Raw genomic sequence first — 16268 nt, forward strand, 5'->3', positions numbered from 1 at the left:
CCTTGTAAAATTAAAGGTCCAGATTCTCATTAATACAGATCACATTTCAAGCAAATAGCAATTCATTTGTGAGAGGCTAAAAAAATATGTCGAAAAAAGATGACATTATTAACACCGCATTAAGACTTTTTAACTCGTATAGCTATAATTCTATAGGTGTAGATCGCATCATTAATGAATCTGGTGTTGCAAAAATGACTTTCTATAAGCATTTTCCATCAAAAGAAAAGTTAATTGAAGAATGCCTACTTCTACGGAATACGCTTTTACAAAATTCGCTTACTTCTGCTTTATCACAACATGATGAGTTAGATCCTCTCGCGAGAATTAAAGCAGTATTTTTATGGTATTCCGACTGGTTTAATAGTGAAGATTTTAATGGCTGTATGTTTCAAAAAGCTTTGGAAGAAGTTTTAAAACAGTATCCATCAACACACCAACCCGCTACGTTGTATAAAGCTTGGTTGACTCAACTTATGCAAAATCTTCTTAATCAATATGATGTAAAAGAACCAGGTCCTTTATCTTTATTACTCGTTAATATATTGGAAGGTATGACCATTCAAGCTCAGGTCGAACATGGTTCAATAAAAATCTATGATTATTGGAATCGGGTTGAAAAGTTAATCGACTTTGAAAGAGCAGCTTAAAAATAAAGCGTGATGTTCTTCTTCTTATATTAATGTTCTTCTTATCTATCACGCTGCGTCTGAAAGTCATTTTGGTTCTAAATTAGACGTTTTTTTCGACCCTACCGAACCAAAATATACAGACCTGTCTGTACAAAACAGATTATATATTTAAAAAATAAAAACTCAATCACTTTTTATGATTCCTTTAAAGATAAATTAGATTTAACTATTTATCCGAGTGAAATAGCAGTTATTTCATATTAACTTCAATTCACTTATACTTAACAATTAAACTTATAACACAATGCAACACTTTAGACACAAAAGAACTACAAACAACTGTTTTTAATTAAAAATACTACTTATTTATCAGTTCCCCTTATATTGCTTTTCAACAAAAACAATTGGATTGATTAGTTTTGCTACATTCATTTCTGCAAGATCAATCTATACTATGCCCGCTATATTGATATAGGTATAAAGTATGAAAGATGGACTCCAAATTGAAGAAATGAAAAATGCGGCTGATTCAGTCGTTGGAATTCTCAAATCTTTGGCTAATACAGATCGTTTATTAATTTTATGTCACTTAGCTTATGAAGAGCTAAATGTCTCACAAATTGAAGAGAAGACTCAAATTACACAGCCCACTCTTTCACAACAGCTTATGATGTTACGTAAAAGTGATGTTGTATCAACTCGTCGCGATGGTAAGCAAATTTTTTATTCTATTAAGGATGATAATATGCATTCAATTTTAAATACGCTTCACCAACTGTATTGTGCAAGTAAATAAAATCTTTAAATTATAAATTTATAATAATAGTAGTAATTTCCTGAAATATGCGATTTTTCAGCTTGAAAGCTTAGAGTCTAGTCCAAGCACAAAGTTTTGAAAATTCGCGTAGCTTTTCCAAAGTTTTACTTACCTCTTTACTCTTTTAAAATTCATTTCTCTGTAGTTTATCGGATACTTGCACAGCTTTTTGATCTAATTAATTTTTCAATGAGCATTTAACAAACAAAATCACCAATTATAGATTCCCATATTTAAAATTAATCAAAATAAAAACAATGACTTAATATTACCAATAATTATAAAAACTTATACTTGCTATAAAAAAGCTTAAGATTCACAGCACTTAAGTATAAAATACTCCGCTTGTTCAACCTTTAGCCATGATTAGGTTAATAAGGCCTTTATATGCTTGCATTCTTTTCTCGATTAAGCTTAGTCACTAAGATTATTATCGCCATTATTCTAGGGATAGGCGTTGCATTACTATTTCCGAACGTTACGCCTTATTTAAGTTTATTTGGTGAGCTTTTCATTAAAGCCTTAAAATCGGTTGCCCCTATTTTAGTTTTTGTATTGGTGCTTTCCTCTATTGCCAACTTCCAAGTAGGCCATAGTGCAAATTTACGCCCAGTCTTACTTCTATACGTAATAGGTATGTTGCTAGCCGCTTTTAGTGCTGTTATTGCAAGTTTATCTTTTCCAAGCACTCTTTATCTCAACACGGTTTCTCATAATAATTTACAAGCACCAGGAAGTTTAGCTGATATTTTAAAAAATCTGCTTTTAAGCTTTATTGCGAACCCTGTTCAAGCAATTAGTGAAGCAAACTTTATTGGTATTTTAGCTTGGGCAATTGGTTTAGGTTTAGCCATGCGCCATAGCTCAGACACCACAAAACAAGTGATGCAAGATGTTGCACATGCTGTCAGTGCTATTATTCACAAAGTAATTGCTTTTGCACCAGTCGGTATTTTTGGATTAGTTGCAGTGACTTTTGCAGATGCTGGTCTCGCGACGCTTGAAAGCTATGCACACTTATTAGCGGTATTACTAGGAACAATGTTATTTGTTGCCCTCGTGGTTAACCCTATTTTGGTAGGCTTAACAATCCGCGGCAATCCATATCCATTAGTTTTTAAATGTTTAAAAGAAAGTGGTATTACAGCATTCTTTACACGAAGTTCTGCAGCCAATATTCCGGTTAACTTAGATCTGGCTGAGCGATTAGGTGTTAATCCATCTACAGCAAGTGTGTCTATTCCACTAGGTGCGACAATCAATATGGCTGGTGCGGCAGTGACAATTACTGTACTCACACTTGCAACTGTACATACACTTGGTATTCATGTTGATTTAGCTACAATGGTTATTTTATCAGTTGTTGCTACAGTTTCAGCATGTGGTGCATCTGGTGTTGCGGGTGGTTCTTTACTTTTGATTCCAGTAGCATGTAGTTTATTTGGTATTTCAACCGAAATTGCTATGCAAGTTGTTGCAGTGGGTATGATTATTAGTGTATTGCAAGACTCTACAGAAACAGCGCTTAACTCTTCTACGGATATTTTATTTACCGCAGCTGTAGATATTCGCTCTAAACAAGCTTATTAAACACATGCCATTTCAACGTCTACCAAACTGGTTCCAACTCGGAGCCTTTTTACTGGCATTCAATGCCGGAATGATTAATGTATTAGGGTTAATTACCCTTTTGCATCAATCTATTTCACATATGACTGGCAACGTTAGTATGCTAGCTATGAGTTTGGTAGAGTGGCAGCCGAAACATATCATTTTCTTGCTTCTAGTAATTATTTGTTATGTTTGTGGTTCATTTTACAGTGGTTTTATTTTAGGCAGCAGTCACTTTCGATTAGGTCGTCGCTATGGCTTACCTTTGAGTCTTGTTGCCTTATTCATTTTTCTTTGTTGGCTATTACTACCTTATTTTCCACGCTATGGATTATTATGGGCTTGTACAGCGATGGGCCTACAAAATGCGATGGTAAGCCATTATAAAGGAACCATTATTCGAACTACCCATCTATCTGGTGTTTTAACAGATATTGGTTTAGCCCTTGGATACAAAGCTCGAGGCTTACCAGTAGAAAACCGACGTATTGTTTTACACTTACTTATTTTTACAGGTTTTCTGCTTGGTGGGATACTCGCAGCACTAGTACATCCGTATTTAAAGTTACAAGCATTTTTATTGCCAGCAACTTTAAGCTTAGTCTTAAGTATTTCTTACTGGGTAGTTTATCTCTATAGCCCTTCAACTTCACATAAGGATTAAGTCATGGTTAAAAATGCCTTACAAGCACAGCTACTGAAAGCTGGGTTAGTGGATAATAAAAAAGCAAAGAAACTAACAAAACAAGCTCACCATGAGCAACGTATCGGTCAAAGTGATGAACCAGCAATCAAAGCAAATATTGAAAAAGCTCAACAAGAAAAGTTAGCTAAAGATCAGGCTTTAAACTTAGAAAAACAACAACAGCTTGAGGAAAAAGCCCTCAAAGCATCAATCATTCAAATGATTAAACATCATAAAATTTCAAATACTGATGGCGATAGTGTTTATCAATTTATTGATGAGAGTAAGATCAAGAAGGTATATATTTCTCAGCAAGTATATAATGCACTTGTTACCGGTAGCTTAGTCATTGCTAAAGACCAAGATCAATACGCTTATTTGCCAAAAGCTTTAGCTGAAAAAATAGATCAAAAAATGCAAGGTTTCATTTTAATGAATAATGCTGAGAAAAATGAACAAGCCACTGATGAAGAAGATCCTTATGCAGCGTATGTTATTCCTGATGATTTAATGTGGTAATACATACAAGGGCCTTTATGATGCAGATATAAAGGCCTTTTTCGATTTGGCTTAAAAAGTATTAATTTAACAAACGTTCAAAATATTAAGAAAAAAATACTTAAAGAATAAATTCCTTCACCACTTTATCTATTAATCCCGATATAATAAATCATAATTTTTAAGTCCTCGCGACAGTCTTGAATATTTCTTCAGACATCCAATTTTTACGTCATGTACTAATGAATGACGTACAAAGTAATCAGTTCATATGTATTTACACATGCTCAAAAGATCAAAAACCTAAGTAATATTGATCTAACTGACTTTCTGTAAATTTAATTGCAAAAACTTAATTAAGTGGCTTTTGTCTTAAAGGTAGTAATTCATGCTGAAGTGGTTTGAAAAACTTGTAGATCCTTACCCAACAAAAGGTCTGGATGAACCTTTACCAACTCGTTTTTTCCCATTTGTCTGGCAAGCGACAGAAGGCTTACGCCCATACTTATTCTTACTTATTCTTTTTACAGCAGGTGCTGCAAGCTTTGAAGCCTTACTTTTTTCAAAGATTGGACAACTCGTGGATTGGTTAAGTAAAAGTCATCCTGAAAGTTTTTTAAGTCAACATGCAGCTGATTTACTAATTTTAATTAGTGTTTTATTTGCTAATATCTTTTTCGTAAATTTTCAATCTATTATTAAACATCAGATTTTATATAGTACTTTTCCAATGCGTTTGCGTTGGCGTTTTCATAATCTGTTATTGAAACAAAGCTTAGATTTTTTCCATAATGACTTTGCTGGAAGACTTTCTGCAAAAGTTATGCAAACTGCCCTAGCAGTCCGTGAATTCTGGATTATTTTGGGTGACATGTTAGCGTATGTGGCTATTTACTTTATTACGGTTAGCATTGTCCTTGGGGCTATTTCCCCTATTTTGTTAATACCACTTTTAGTTTGGTTAACTTTATTTCTCTTAAGTGCATGGTTCTTTATTCCCCGTTTAAGTAAAGTTTCTCAGCAACAAGCTGATGCCAGAGCAGTTATGACTGGCCGCATTACTGATGCTTACACCAATATTCAAACTGTTAAATTGTTTGCTCATGCGGGACGTGAGAGCCAGTATGCCAAAGCATCAATGAAAGAGTTTATGACAACAGTCTATGCTCAGATGCGTTTAGGCACTCTTTTTGAAATAAGTATCAACATGCTATCAGCTGTTTTATTTATTGGCGTTATTGGCACGTCAGTTTGGCTATGGACTCAAGGCTTGGCAGCATTAGGTGTAATTGCAGCGACTACTGCCATGATTTTAAAGCTTAATAGTATGGCTGAATTTATGATGTGGCATATGTCCGCGTTATTTGAAAATGTCGGAACCATTCAAGATGGTATGCAGACATTAGGTAAAAAAATCAATATTCAAGACAAACCAGATGCAAAAACTCTTGAAGTTGCCAAAGGTGAGATTGTATTTAAAGATGTGAGTTTTGCTTATAACAATAAAAATGTAATTGACCACTTCAATTTACATATTAAAGCAGGTGAAAAGATTGGTATTGTTGGGCGTTCAGGTGCAGGTAAATCAACTCTAATCCAACTGCTTTTACATTTTTATCATATTAAAGACGGTGAAATTTTAATTGATGGCCAAAATATTGAAAATGTGACTCAAGATAGTCTAAGAGCCAATATTGCCTTAGTAACCCAAGATACGTCTTTATTACATCGCTCAGTGGCTGAAAATATTAAATATGGCCGTCCAGATGCATCTGATGCCGAGATGGAGAATGCTGTAAATAAAGCTAAAGCAGCCGAATTTATACCTCAATTGGTTGACTTAAAAGGTCGTAATGGATATCACGCCCAAGTCGGTGAACGTGGTGTAAAACTTTCTGGTGGTCAAAGACAACGTATTGCTATCGCACGTGTATTCTTAAAAGATGCTCCTATTCTCATTTTAGATGAAGCAACCAGTGCACTAGATTCAGAAGTTGAAGCAGCAATTCAATCCAGTTTAAATGACCTGATGGTTGATAAAACGGTTATTGCAATTGCACACCGATTATCTACTATTGCACAAATGGACCGTTTAATTGTTCTTGATGAAGGTCGAATTGCTGAGCAAGGAACACATGAAGAGTTAATTGCTCAAAATGGAATATATGCACAATTATGGAAACGCCAAACAGGCGGTTTCCTATTTGAACAAAAAGTTTTACAGGGTCAAGATTAATGCTTTATTTAGAAGATTTGAAAATTGGTGATCGTTTCATTAGCCGTGAATATGAAATCACCTTAGATGAAATCAAAAAATTTGCAAACTCCTATGACCCTCAAACATTTCACACAGATGAAGAGCAAGCTAAGCATGACCCTATTTTTCAGGGGATTGCTGCAAGTGGCTGGCATACGTCAGCCATCACTATGCGTTTATGGACAGAATGCATGCCTATTCATGGCGGCCTAATAGGTTCTGAATCTAGTCTACGATGGCCACGCCCTACTCGACCTGGTGATAGAATTCATGTTGAAGCTGAAATTTCAGCTATCACACCATCCAAAACAAAATTAGATCGTGGTATTGTTAGTTACGTTACGCAAGCCTTAAATCAACATGGGGATGTTTTACTTATTTCAACAACAAAAATTGTTGTCTTTAAAAAAATGTTTAAAAATGGTTGATATGATTGTCTAACAGTTTTTATAAACTCAGATTATATTTCATGACAATATGTGTAAGAAATGCATGTGAAAAATTGATGAGAGCAATGGAACGCATATGAAAATTACCTCAGCTCGTCAAGATCAGGGTATTCCGGGTGTCTATGGCTTATTGCTATTAGATGTTGTTTCACGTTGGGGATACAACGACGAAACATTATTTGCTCCATTTCATCTTACTAGCGAGCAACTGGCGGATCCTGACTATCGTATTTCTACACCAGTAGCAAATGAACTCGTAAAACACGCGCTTAATTTAACTGGCGAAACTACGTTGGGTTACCATCTTGGTACTCAAATGCGTATTTCAATTCATGGCTTCATTGGCTATGCAATTATGACAGCCAAAGATATTACAGAAGCAATCGCTCTTGCAGCCCGCTTTATTCAGCTACGCTTACCCTTTTTACAATTATATTTCTCAACTTTTGGGCCCAAAGCAACCTTACAATTACAGTGTGATATTGAACTTGAACCTTTACGTACAGAAATCGTTTTAGGTTTAACCATTGGTATTATGAGCATGGCTAAAGCGATTACTGGTATTGAAGATTTAGCTGGTGATGTAGATTTAGATTTCCCAGAACCAGTAGGTTTTGACAAATATAGAAATAAGCTAAGCAGCACAATTCGCTTTAACCAACCTCATTTAATTTCAAGTTTCGATAAAAAATATTTAGGAATTAAATTGGTTAATGCTGACCCTATCGCAAGTCAAGTTGCTATTAATCAGTGCGAAGCTGAACTATCCGCTTTAGGTGAACGCCGTCGTTTAGCAATGCGAGTTCGTGATATTTTAAGTAATTCTGAACAACATTATTTAAGCATCGAAAATGTAGCTGAATGTCTACATATGTCTGATCGAACACTCAAACGTCAATTAGCAGCGGAAGGAACATCATTTTCAACTTTAGTTGATGAAGTACGCTATCGACATGCAACATCTTTACTTTCACGTACAGATTATAGTCTTGAACAAATTGCTGATGAACTTGGCTATTCGGACGTTGCAAATTTTAGCCGTGCTTTTAAACGCTGGAGCGGCCGCAGTCCGAGCAACTGGCGTAAAGACCCATACTTATAATTTTTAAAACTATTGGACACAAGCTTAAGGAGTTACCATGAATCATCCTTCGGAACTGAAGTATGCACGTACACATGAGTGGGTAAAGATTGAGGGTGATCTTGTTATTACAGGGATTACCGATCATGCACAAGATGAACTTGGCGATTTGGTTTACGTTGAAACTCCAGAAGTTGGAAGCCAAGTTACCGCGGGCGAACAAGCTGGTGTAGTTGAATCAGTAAAAACTGCCTCTGATATCCATGCTCCTGTTTCAGGAACTGTAGTAGAAGTAAATACTGACCTTGAAGATGATCCTGATTTTGTAAATGACGATCCATACGGTAAGGGTTGGATTTATAAAATCAAACCAGACAACATTGCCGATGTTGAAAAACTTTTAACAAATGCAGAATATGAAGCTGGCCTATAAAAGATAGTCATAGCTTTTCATATTTAATAAAAACCAGTTTAGTCTTAAACTGGTTTTTTCTTTATCTATTCAAATTCACTTTTATGAATCGGTGACTTCTATAACAAAGCTTGTTGTATTCTCTGGCGCAGGAATGAGTGCCGAAATCGGTGACTTCTATGACAAAGCTTGTTGTATTCTCTGGCGCAGGAATGAGTGCCGAAAGTGGAATTAGCACTTTTCGTGATAGTAATGGTCTATGGGAAAATTACGACATTCAGCAAGTTGCCACACCTGAAGCATGGCAAAAGAACCCCGCTCTAGTTCAACGCTTTTATAATGAACGACGTAGAAATATTTTAGAATCTCAACCCAATTCAGCTCATCAATATATTGCCAAGTTACAGGACTATTTTGACGTACAAGTTATTACTCAAAACATTGATGATTTACATGAACGTGCCGGAAGTTCCAACGTTTTACATTTGCATGGAAACATTCGGTTAGCAAAAAGTTCTGGCCCTAATGCACAATTTACAACCCAGTTTTATGACATTAACGGTTGGAAACTAGACTTAGAACATGACTTTTGCCCAAATGGTTATCCCCTTCGTCCACATGTAGTTTGGTTTGGTGAAGCTGTACCTGCTTATGAGGAAGCAATTAGAGTCGTGCAAAGTGCAGATATTTTTATTGTAATCGGCTCCACATTAAGCGTATATCCAGTTGCGGGTTTAGTTCATGAAATTACAGCTCAATGTAAAGCATACTATATAGATCCCAAAGCAGATCATAGGCGTGTTCCTCACCAATATAAATTATTAAAGATGTCAGCGACTCAAGGAATGCATGAACTTTTTGAAAATTTAATCAATTAATTGCTATTTTTAAGGATTAAATAAATGTAATTTGAATAAAAACTACTATCTTTTAGATAAAACTTCCTAACATTGTTCTAATTTTGCTCAATAAAACTTTATCTCCTAACCATTTTGTAACTAGATTTAGAGTTATTTTTTTGAAATATTTTTTATTCTCCCCAAAATTTAAAAAAAACAAATATTAAAAAATTATAAGCTAATGATTAATATTATAATTTTTCTCTTTAAAAACCCACTTATTTTAAGTTACACAATGATACAAAAGTACAATATAAAAATAACAGAGTAAAAAAAATCTTTTGTGGTTGAATCTCAACCTCTTGAATGCCGTACAAGAAAACAGCGACCTGGATTAGGTTACAATCACGGATTATGGATATAAGGACACACATCCATCATGAGTTATTTTGATCCCACCCTCATCATGTTTATGGTGTACATCGTAGCAATGGTACTTATTGGCTTATTTGCCTACCGTGCTACAAGCGACTTCTCCGATTATATTCTCGGTGGTCGTAGTTTAGGCAGTTTCGTTACTGCGTTATCCGCAGGCGCATCAGACATGAGTGGCTGGCTACTCATGGGTTTACCTGGAGCGATTTATCTTTCTGGTCTATCTGAAGCGTGGATTGCAATTGGTCTAATTATCGGTGCTTGGCTTAACTGGCTACTGGTTGCTGGTCGATTACGCGTTCATACTGAAATTCAAAACAATGCATTAACTTTACCAGATTATTTTACAAGCCGTTTTGATGATCAGAAAAAAGTACTTCGCATTTTCTCTGCCGTTATCATCTTGGTTTTCTTCGCTATTTACTGTGCTTCAGGCATGGTAGCGGGTGCCCGTTTATTTGAAAATTTATTCGGCATGTCATACAACACAGCCATTTGGCTCAGTGCTATTGCAACCATCAGTTATGTTTGTATTGGTGGATTCTTAGCAATTAGCTGGACTGATACATTCCAAGCTGGATTGATGATTTTTGCTCTATTGTTAACACCAATTGTGACTTATCTTGCAATCGGGGACACAACTCATTTTGTTACCCTCATTGAAACTGCTCGTCCACATGCATTTAACATCTTCTCAGATTTTGGGGTGGTAGCAGTTTTATCCTCCATGGCATGGGGCCTCGGTTACTTTGGTCAACCCCACATTCTTGTACGTTTCATGGCGGCTGATTCAGTAAAATCTATTCCTGCTGCTCGTCGCATCGGTATGACGTGGATGATTTTATGCTTAATCGGTGCTGTAGGTGCTGGTTTCTTCGGTATTGCTTATTTTGAACAACACCCTGAATTAGCAGCAGTTGTGAGTAAAAACCCTGAAACTGTATTCATGGAATTGACTAAAATTTTATTCAATCCATGGATTGTGGGTATCATTTTGGCTGCAATTTTAGCTGCCGTTATGAGCACGCTAAGCTGTCAACTTTTGGTATGTTCAAGTGCTTTAACTGAAGATTTATACAAAGGTTTCCTCCGTAAGAATGCATCTCAAAAAGAACTCGTATGGGTCGGTCGTCTCATGGTTCTTGCCATTGCTCTTCTTGCAATTTTTCTTGCAGGGAACCCTGATAGTAAGGTTCTTGGTCTTGTTGCTTATGCATGGGCTGGCTTCGGTGCAGCGTTTGGTCCGCTTATCATCTTGTCATTGTTCTGGAAACGTATGAATTTACAAGGTGCTTTAGCTGGTATGATCGTTGGTGCAGTTGTAGTAATTGGCTGGAAAAATCTTTTCGCAAGCACAGGTGTTTACGAAATTATTCCAGGCTTTATCCTTGCATTTATTAGCATCATTGTTGTTAGTCTTTTAACTAAAGCGCCAAATACTACGGTAACTGGGCGTTTTGAAAAAGCAGATGAACTCTACAAAGAAAGTGTATAAGTTATTGAAATAAATAAAGGGGCTTCGGCCCCTTTATTTATTCTTGGTTTTAATTTTAATTTTAGAAGTGTCTTTTACCACTTGCATGACTGGATAACTACGAGTCTCTTTGACTCCGGGCAATTGCCACAACACCTGCCCAGCAATGCGTCTAAATTCCTCCATACTGCCACTGCGTAATTTAATTAGAAAATCAAAGCCACCACTCACCATATGGCATTCAACAATTTCCGGATAGTGCACCACAGCATCAATAAATTCATCTAAAACGTTAGGTGTCGTTTTATCCAGTAATACCTCAACAAACACCAGAAAATTAGCATTTAACTTAACTGGATTTAATTTAGCTTCATATCCTAAGATGAATTCATCTTTCGTTAATTTCTGAACTCGGGCCATCACAGCTGTTGGAGATAAATTCACAAGTTCGGCCAATTTACTATTAGAAATTCGCCCATCTGTTTGAAGAATATCCAAAATTTTTAAATCAGTGCGATCAAGGCTTAATATTGGGCCATTCATTTGAATTTTCCTCTAAAAAATGGGCTAAATATAGTGAGTTATTCGGTGTTTCTTCTGTAATGATAAATTATCTAAACCTCTCTACTCAAGATCTTTGTACGAGAGTCGGTTGGCGGAAACAGATATGAACACAATGGATACTTTTCATCAAATGGATAAATCTCACCAAGGCTATATCACCGAATTCAACGATAAAAGTGAGTTTGAACAACGCATCAATACAGCTTGGCGACGTGCTGAACCAGAAGCTGTAGAAGAGCTATTACAAGCTGCTGCGGTATCTGATGATTTAGATCATAAAATTTATGACCTAGCTTTTAATCTTGCTAATAATTTACGTGAACGCAAGACCTCTTCGGGTAAAGCAGGTATTGTTCAAGGGTTATTACAAGAATTCTCTCTTTCTTCACAAGAAGGCGTGGCACTCATGTGTCTTGCTGAAGCTTTGCTTCGTATTCCAGATTCTGCAACACGTGATTTACTTATTCGAGATAAGATTAATCAAGGTAACTGGAAAGAACACGTTGGCCAAAGCAGCTTAATGTTTGTAAATGCTGCGGCATGGGGCCTTATGTTAACTGGTAAGCTTATGGAAACTCCAAAGCAAACCAGTCTTTCAAGTGTACTTACTGGCCTTTTAGCACGTAGTGGTCGTGGCATTATTCGTAAAGCTGTTGACGTCGCAATGCGTATGATGGGTGAGCAGTTTGTGACTGGTGAAACCATTGAAGAAGCTGTAGACCATGCGAAAGTACTCGAAGACAAAGGGTTCCGTTATTCTTACGATATGTTGGGTGAAGCAGCCTTAACCGAACATGATGCTGAACGTTACTTTAACGATTATACGCAAGCTATTCATGCAATTGGTAAAGCATCTAATGGTAAAGGCGTTTATGATGGCCCAGGTATTTCAATCAAGCTTTCTGCTTTACACCCTCGCTATCAACGCGCGCAAATTGAACGTGTTCATCAAGAGCTTTACGGCAAAGTATTTGAACTCGCTCTTTTGGCTAAAAATTACAATATTGGTTTAAATATTGATGCAGAAGAATCAGAACGCTTAGAAATTTCGCTTGAATTACTTGAACGTCTTTGCTTCGAGCCAGAACTTGCAAACTGGAAAGGTATTGGCTTCGTTATTCAAGCTTACCAAAAACGCTGTTTCTTCGTGGTTGATTATATTATTGACCTTGCTAAACGCAGCCAAAAGCGTCTCATGATCCGTCTTGTAAAAGGTGCGTATTGGGATAGCGAAATTAAGAAAGCGCAAATCGAAGGTATGGATGACTACCCTGTCTTCACTCGTAAAGTACATACCGATTTATCTTATATCGCTTGTGCTAAAAAATTACTTGCAGCGCCAGAGTTCATCTATCCGCAATTTGCTACTCATAATGCTCAAACATTGGCAACGATCTATCATTTAGCTGATCCAAGCAAATATTATGCTGGTCAATATGAGTTCCAATGCTTACATGGCATGGGTGAACCGCTTTATGAGCAAGTTGTTGGTCCACGTGAGCAAAATAAATTAGGTGTACCATGCCGTATTTATGCACCCGTTGGTAACCATGAAACGTTGTTAGCTTATTTAGTACGTCGTTTACTCGAAAATGGTGCGAATACTTCATTCGTTAACCGTATTGCTGATAAGACACTTAAAGTTGAAGATCTTATCCAGTCTCCAATTTATGATATTCGTCATGCAGCTAAGCTTGAAGGTTCAGTTGGTTTAAAACATCCATCAATTCCTCTACCTTTAGATATGTACGGAACACTTCGTAAAAATTCTAAAGGTTATGACTTAGCAAATGATGCTCCACTTGCAGCTCTAGATAGCACAGCTCAAGAATTACGTAATCGTATTTGGCAAAGTCATCCATTACTGGCAAATAACGATTCATTAGAGCAAGGTCATTCTGTTGCAATTACAAACCCAGCACAAAATGATGAAATTGTTGGTTATGTGCAAGAAGCTGATCTTAAGCATGTCGAAATCGCTCTTACTGCAGCTGAACAAGCTCAATCAGAATGGTCAAATACGCCTAAAGAACAGCGTGCTCAACACTTAAAACGTGCAGCTGACCTAATGGAAAGTCGCATTCAAGAATTGATGGTTTTACTTTGCCGTGAAAGCGGGAAAACTTATGCCAATGCCATTGCAGAAGTTCGTGAAGCTGTAGATTTCCTACGTTACTACGCAACTCAAGTTGAGAATCTTCCTGCAAATACAGCTATTCAGCCTTTAGGTACTGTACTTTGTATTAGCCCATGGAACTTCCCTCTTGCGATTTTCTCTGGCCAAATTGCTGCAGCATTAGTGAGTGGTAACTGTGTTATTGCTAAACCTGCTGAACAAACACCATTAATCGCAGCTCAAGCAGTTCAGATTTTATGGGAAGCTGGTATTCCACATGGTGCTGTACAGCTACTTCCTGGTCGTGGTGAAACAGTGGGTGCTCAGCTTAGCCAAGATAGCCGTATCGATGGCATCATGTTTACTGGCTCGACTGAAGTTGCAAAAATTTTACAGATAACTGTTGCGAAACGTTTATCTGATAATGGTCAATCTATCCCTCTCATTGCAGAAACTGGCGGTCAAAACGCCATGATTGTGGACTCCTCAGCTTTAACTGAACAAGTTGTGCTTGATGTTGTTAGTTCTGCTTTTGATAGCGCGGGTCAGCGTTGCTCTGCTTTACGTATTTTATGTGTGCAAGAAGACAGTGCTGCAACCGTTATTAAAATGCTTAAAGGTGCAATGCAACAGTTAATTGTAGGTAACCCTGCAATTTTAAAAACTGACATTGGTCCTGTTATTGATGACGAAGCAAAACAGACGATTGACCAGCACATCCAAAAAATGAAGTCTAAAGGCTACCCTGTACATCAGTTGATGTTTGGAGCAACAAGCCAAAATGAATTAGATAAAGGAACTTTTGTTGTACCAACAGCAATTGAACTTCCTAATCTTGATGACTTACAACGCGAAGTTTTTGGTCCAGTTTTACACATCATTACCTATAAGTATGGTGAGCTTGAACAACTCATTTCACGAATTAATGCCAAAGGTTATGGTTTAACAATGGGTCTACATACCCGTATTGATGAAACCATCCAAACAGTCATTCAACATGCTGAAGTGGGTAACCTTTATATCAACCGTAATATTGTTGGTGCTGTTGTTGGTGTTCAACCATTCGGTGGTGAAGGTCTATCTGGTACAGGTCCAAAAGCTGGCGGTCCGCTTTACATGTATCGCTTAATGCAACATTGTTCAAACAAAGTATTGGCAACACCATTTGCCATGAAGACTGAACAAACTGCTTTTGAAGGCTTTAACCGTGAGGTTTATCAGAGCTTACAAAATTGGGCGAAACAGCATTTACCGCAAGCTAATCGTGATATCGAACCATTTGGTGTTGGTAAATTCTATGAGTTACAAGGCCCTACTGGGGAAAGTAACCAATATATTATTTTGCCGCGTCATCGTGTGCTTTCAATGGCAGACACTGAACAAAATCAATTGCATCAGTTGCTCGCAATTTTTGCAGTAGGTAGCCAAGCAGCAGTAATGCCAAATAGTCCATTATTGGCAAAATACAAACAAACTTTGCCAAAAGATGTGCTTGCAGCAATTACTACGGTTAAAAATATTACATCAGATGATTTTGATGCAGTTTTACATCATGGTAACCGTGAAGAAATCTTCTCATTACAGCAAGAAGTTGCTAAACGTTCTGGTGCAATTGTTGGTATTACCCATGTTGAGCCGAATGAAACTATTCCACTTGAGCGTTTAGTGATTGAACGTGCGATTAGTGTGAATACAGCTGCGGCTGGTGGTAACGCAAGCTTAATGACAATGACTGATTAATCGATAATTTTCTAAAAAAGCCCAAATATCAGTATTTGGGCTTTTTTATTTAATAAAGTGATCTATTCTTAAATATATAAATTTTATCAAATCGAGATTTTCATAATGGTCTTTTTAGAACCAGAACAATATCAACAAAGATGCGTTCAACTTTTTAATTCGTATAAAAAAGATATTTCTACACTTCTACCCTTTGCCAAAATTGAACACATTGGTTCATCTGCAATACCTAATGCAATTTCAAAAGGTGATCTAGATATTTACGTTGAAGTTAAACCTGATCAATTTGAATTCGCCATAGCGCAGTTAAAAGCAATTAATTTTATGGAGAAGCAAAATACACTAAGAACAGATGAGCTTTGTATGCTCGAATCACTCAACAACGATGATGTGGCATTTCAAATTGTAGTAACGGATTCAGTATTCACATTTTTCTTAACATTTAGAAATAAACTTATGGATTCTCCAGCTCTAGTCAACGAATATAACCAGTTAAAATTAGAGTGTAGCTATTTAGACCATGACCAATATAGAACAATAAAAGCAGATTTTATTAATCGCATTTTGAAACATCCTTAATTTTAACGCTAGTCTTGCTTATTGATATCTAGCTAAAATTGGCTCCTGTAACCCCGTTTTTTTTGATACCATTCACTAT

General features: G+C 36.7%; 14 protein-coding genes. 13 read left to right on the plus strand and 1 reads right to left on the minus strand.

What is annotated here, in order from left to right:
- Positions 1-86: 86 nt before the first annotated feature.
- The 11 genes from ACS604_RS02680 (at position 87) to putP (ending at position 11211) form a co-directional block, all read left to right on the plus strand.
- A complete protein-coding gene (locus ACS604_RS02680; protein WP_004792769.1) occupies positions 87-650 on the plus strand; it encodes a TetR/AcrR family transcriptional regulator in 564 nt (187 codons plus the stop codon).
- A 466-nt stretch (positions 651-1116) separates the two neighbouring features.
- The gene (locus ACS604_RS02685) at positions 1117-1428 is read left to right on the plus strand and encodes an ArsR/SmtB family transcription factor (RefSeq protein WP_002121379.1); all 312 of its coding nucleotides are present in this window, start codon (positions 1117-1119) and stop codon (positions 1426-1428) included.
- A gap of 408 nt (positions 1429-1836) precedes the next feature.
- A complete protein-coding gene (gene sstT / locus ACS604_RS02690) occupies positions 1837-3039 on the plus strand; it encodes a serine/threonine transporter SstT (RefSeq protein ID WP_296511002.1) in 1203 nt (400 codons plus the stop codon).
- A 4-nt stretch (positions 3040-3043) separates the two neighbouring features.
- On the plus strand, positions 3044-3724 hold the full coding sequence (locus ACS604_RS02695; RefSeq protein WP_004792773.1) for a YoaK family protein: 681 nt from the start codon (positions 3044-3046) through the stop codon (positions 3722-3724).
- 3 nt (positions 3725-3727) lie between these two features.
- A complete protein-coding gene (locus ACS604_RS02700; RefSeq protein ID WP_004792775.1) occupies positions 3728-4264 on the plus strand; it encodes a DUF2058 domain-containing protein in 537 nt (178 codons plus the stop codon).
- A gap of 367 nt (positions 4265-4631) precedes the next feature.
- The gene (locus ACS604_RS02705; RefSeq protein WP_474769891.1) at positions 4632-6479 is read left to right on the plus strand and encodes an ABC transporter ATP-binding protein; all 1848 of its coding nucleotides are present in this window, start codon (positions 4632-4634) and stop codon (positions 6477-6479) included.
- Entirely contained in the window at positions 6479-6928 is a 450-nt protein-coding gene (locus ACS604_RS02710; protein WP_199942182.1) for a MaoC family dehydratase, read from the plus strand. The genes ACS604_RS02705 and ACS604_RS02710 overlap by 1 nt, the downstream gene beginning before the upstream one ends.
- A 97-nt stretch (positions 6929-7025) precedes the next feature.
- Entirely contained in the window at positions 7026-8051 is a 1026-nt protein-coding gene (locus ACS604_RS02715) for an AraC family transcriptional regulator (RefSeq protein ID WP_474769893.1), read from the plus strand.
- Positions 8052-8088: 37 nt separating this feature from the next.
- Positions 8089-8463, plus strand: a complete 375-nt coding sequence (gene gcvH / locus ACS604_RS02720) for a glycine cleavage system protein GcvH (protein ID WP_003651425.1) — start codon at positions 8089-8091, stop codon at positions 8461-8463.
- 149 nt (positions 8464-8612) lie between these two features.
- Entirely contained in the window at positions 8613-9320 is a 708-nt protein-coding gene (locus ACS604_RS02725; RefSeq protein WP_474769895.1) for an SIR2 family NAD-dependent protein deacylase, read from the plus strand.
- A gap of 400 nt (positions 9321-9720) precedes the next feature.
- Entirely contained in the window at positions 9721-11211 is a 1491-nt protein-coding gene (putP, locus tag ACS604_RS02730; RefSeq protein WP_004792784.1) for a sodium/proline symporter PutP, read from the plus strand.
- A gap of 33 nt (positions 11212-11244) precedes the next feature.
- Here the strand turns inward: putP and ACS604_RS02735 are convergent, their stop codons facing one another.
- The gene (locus tag ACS604_RS02735; RefSeq protein ID WP_004792785.1) at positions 11245-11733 is read right to left on the minus strand and encodes an Lrp/AsnC ligand binding domain-containing protein; all 489 of its coding nucleotides are present in this window, start codon (positions 11731-11733) and stop codon (positions 11245-11247) included.
- Positions 11734-11857: 124 nt separating this feature from the next.
- On the opposite strand from ACS604_RS02735, the gene putA reads away from it, so the two are divergent.
- Positions 11858-15610, plus strand: coding sequence for a trifunctional transcriptional regulator/proline dehydrogenase/L-glutamate gamma-semialdehyde dehydrogenase (gene putA, locus ACS604_RS02740; RefSeq protein WP_474769898.1), 3753 nt, complete (start codon positions 11858-11860; stop codon positions 15608-15610).
- A 105-nt stretch (positions 15611-15715) separates the two neighbouring features.
- Positions 15716-16189, plus strand: coding sequence for a GrpB family protein (locus ACS604_RS02745; protein ID WP_474769900.1), 474 nt, complete (start codon positions 15716-15718; stop codon positions 16187-16189).
- The last annotated feature ends 79 nt before the right edge of the window (positions 16190-16268 follow it).

It is taken from the genome of Acinetobacter sp. Li1LvA2 (assembly GCF_056156705.1).

Bases quoted from the DNA above. Each gene is read 5' to 3' on its own strand.
- ACS604_RS02680 (WP_004792769.1), top strand. From the start codon at position 87: ATGTCGAAAAAAGATGACATTATTAACACCGCATTAAGACTTTTTAAC.
- ACS604_RS02685 (WP_002121379.1), top strand. From the start codon at position 1,117: ATGAAAGATGGACTCCAAATTGAAGAAATGAAAAATGCGGCTGATTCA.
- sstT (WP_296511002.1), top strand. From the start codon at position 1,837: ATGCTTGCATTCTTTTCTCGATTAAGCTTAGTCACTAAGATTATTATC.
- ACS604_RS02695 (WP_004792773.1), top strand. From the start codon at position 3,044: ATGCCATTTCAACGTCTACCAAACTGGTTCCAACTCGGAGCCTTTTTA.
- ACS604_RS02700 (WP_004792775.1), top strand. From the start codon at position 3,728: ATGGTTAAAAATGCCTTACAAGCACAGCTACTGAAAGCTGGGTTAGTG.
- ACS604_RS02705 (WP_474769891.1), top strand. From the start codon at position 4,632: ATGCTGAAGTGGTTTGAAAAACTTGTAGATCCTTACCCAACAAAAGGT.
- ACS604_RS02710 (WP_199942182.1), top strand. From the start codon at position 6,479: ATGCTTTATTTAGAAGATTTGAAAATTGGTGATCGTTTCATTAGCCGT.
- ACS604_RS02715 (WP_474769893.1), top strand. From the start codon at position 7,026: ATGAAAATTACCTCAGCTCGTCAAGATCAGGGTATTCCGGGTGTCTAT.
- gcvH (WP_003651425.1), top strand. From the start codon at position 8,089: ATGAATCATCCTTCGGAACTGAAGTATGCACGTACACATGAGTGGGTA.
- putP (WP_004792784.1), top strand. From the start codon at position 9,721: ATGAGTTATTTTGATCCCACCCTCATCATGTTTATGGTGTACATCGTA.
- ACS604_RS02735 (WP_004792785.1), bottom strand. From the start codon at position 11,733: ATGAATGGCCCAATATTAAGCCTTGATCGCACTGATTTAAAAATTTTG.
- putA (WP_474769898.1), top strand. From the start codon at position 11,858: ATGAACACAATGGATACTTTTCATCAAATGGATAAATCTCACCAAGGC.
- ACS604_RS02745 (WP_474769900.1), top strand. From the start codon at position 15,716: ATGGTCTTTTTAGAACCAGAACAATATCAACAAAGATGCGTTCAACTT.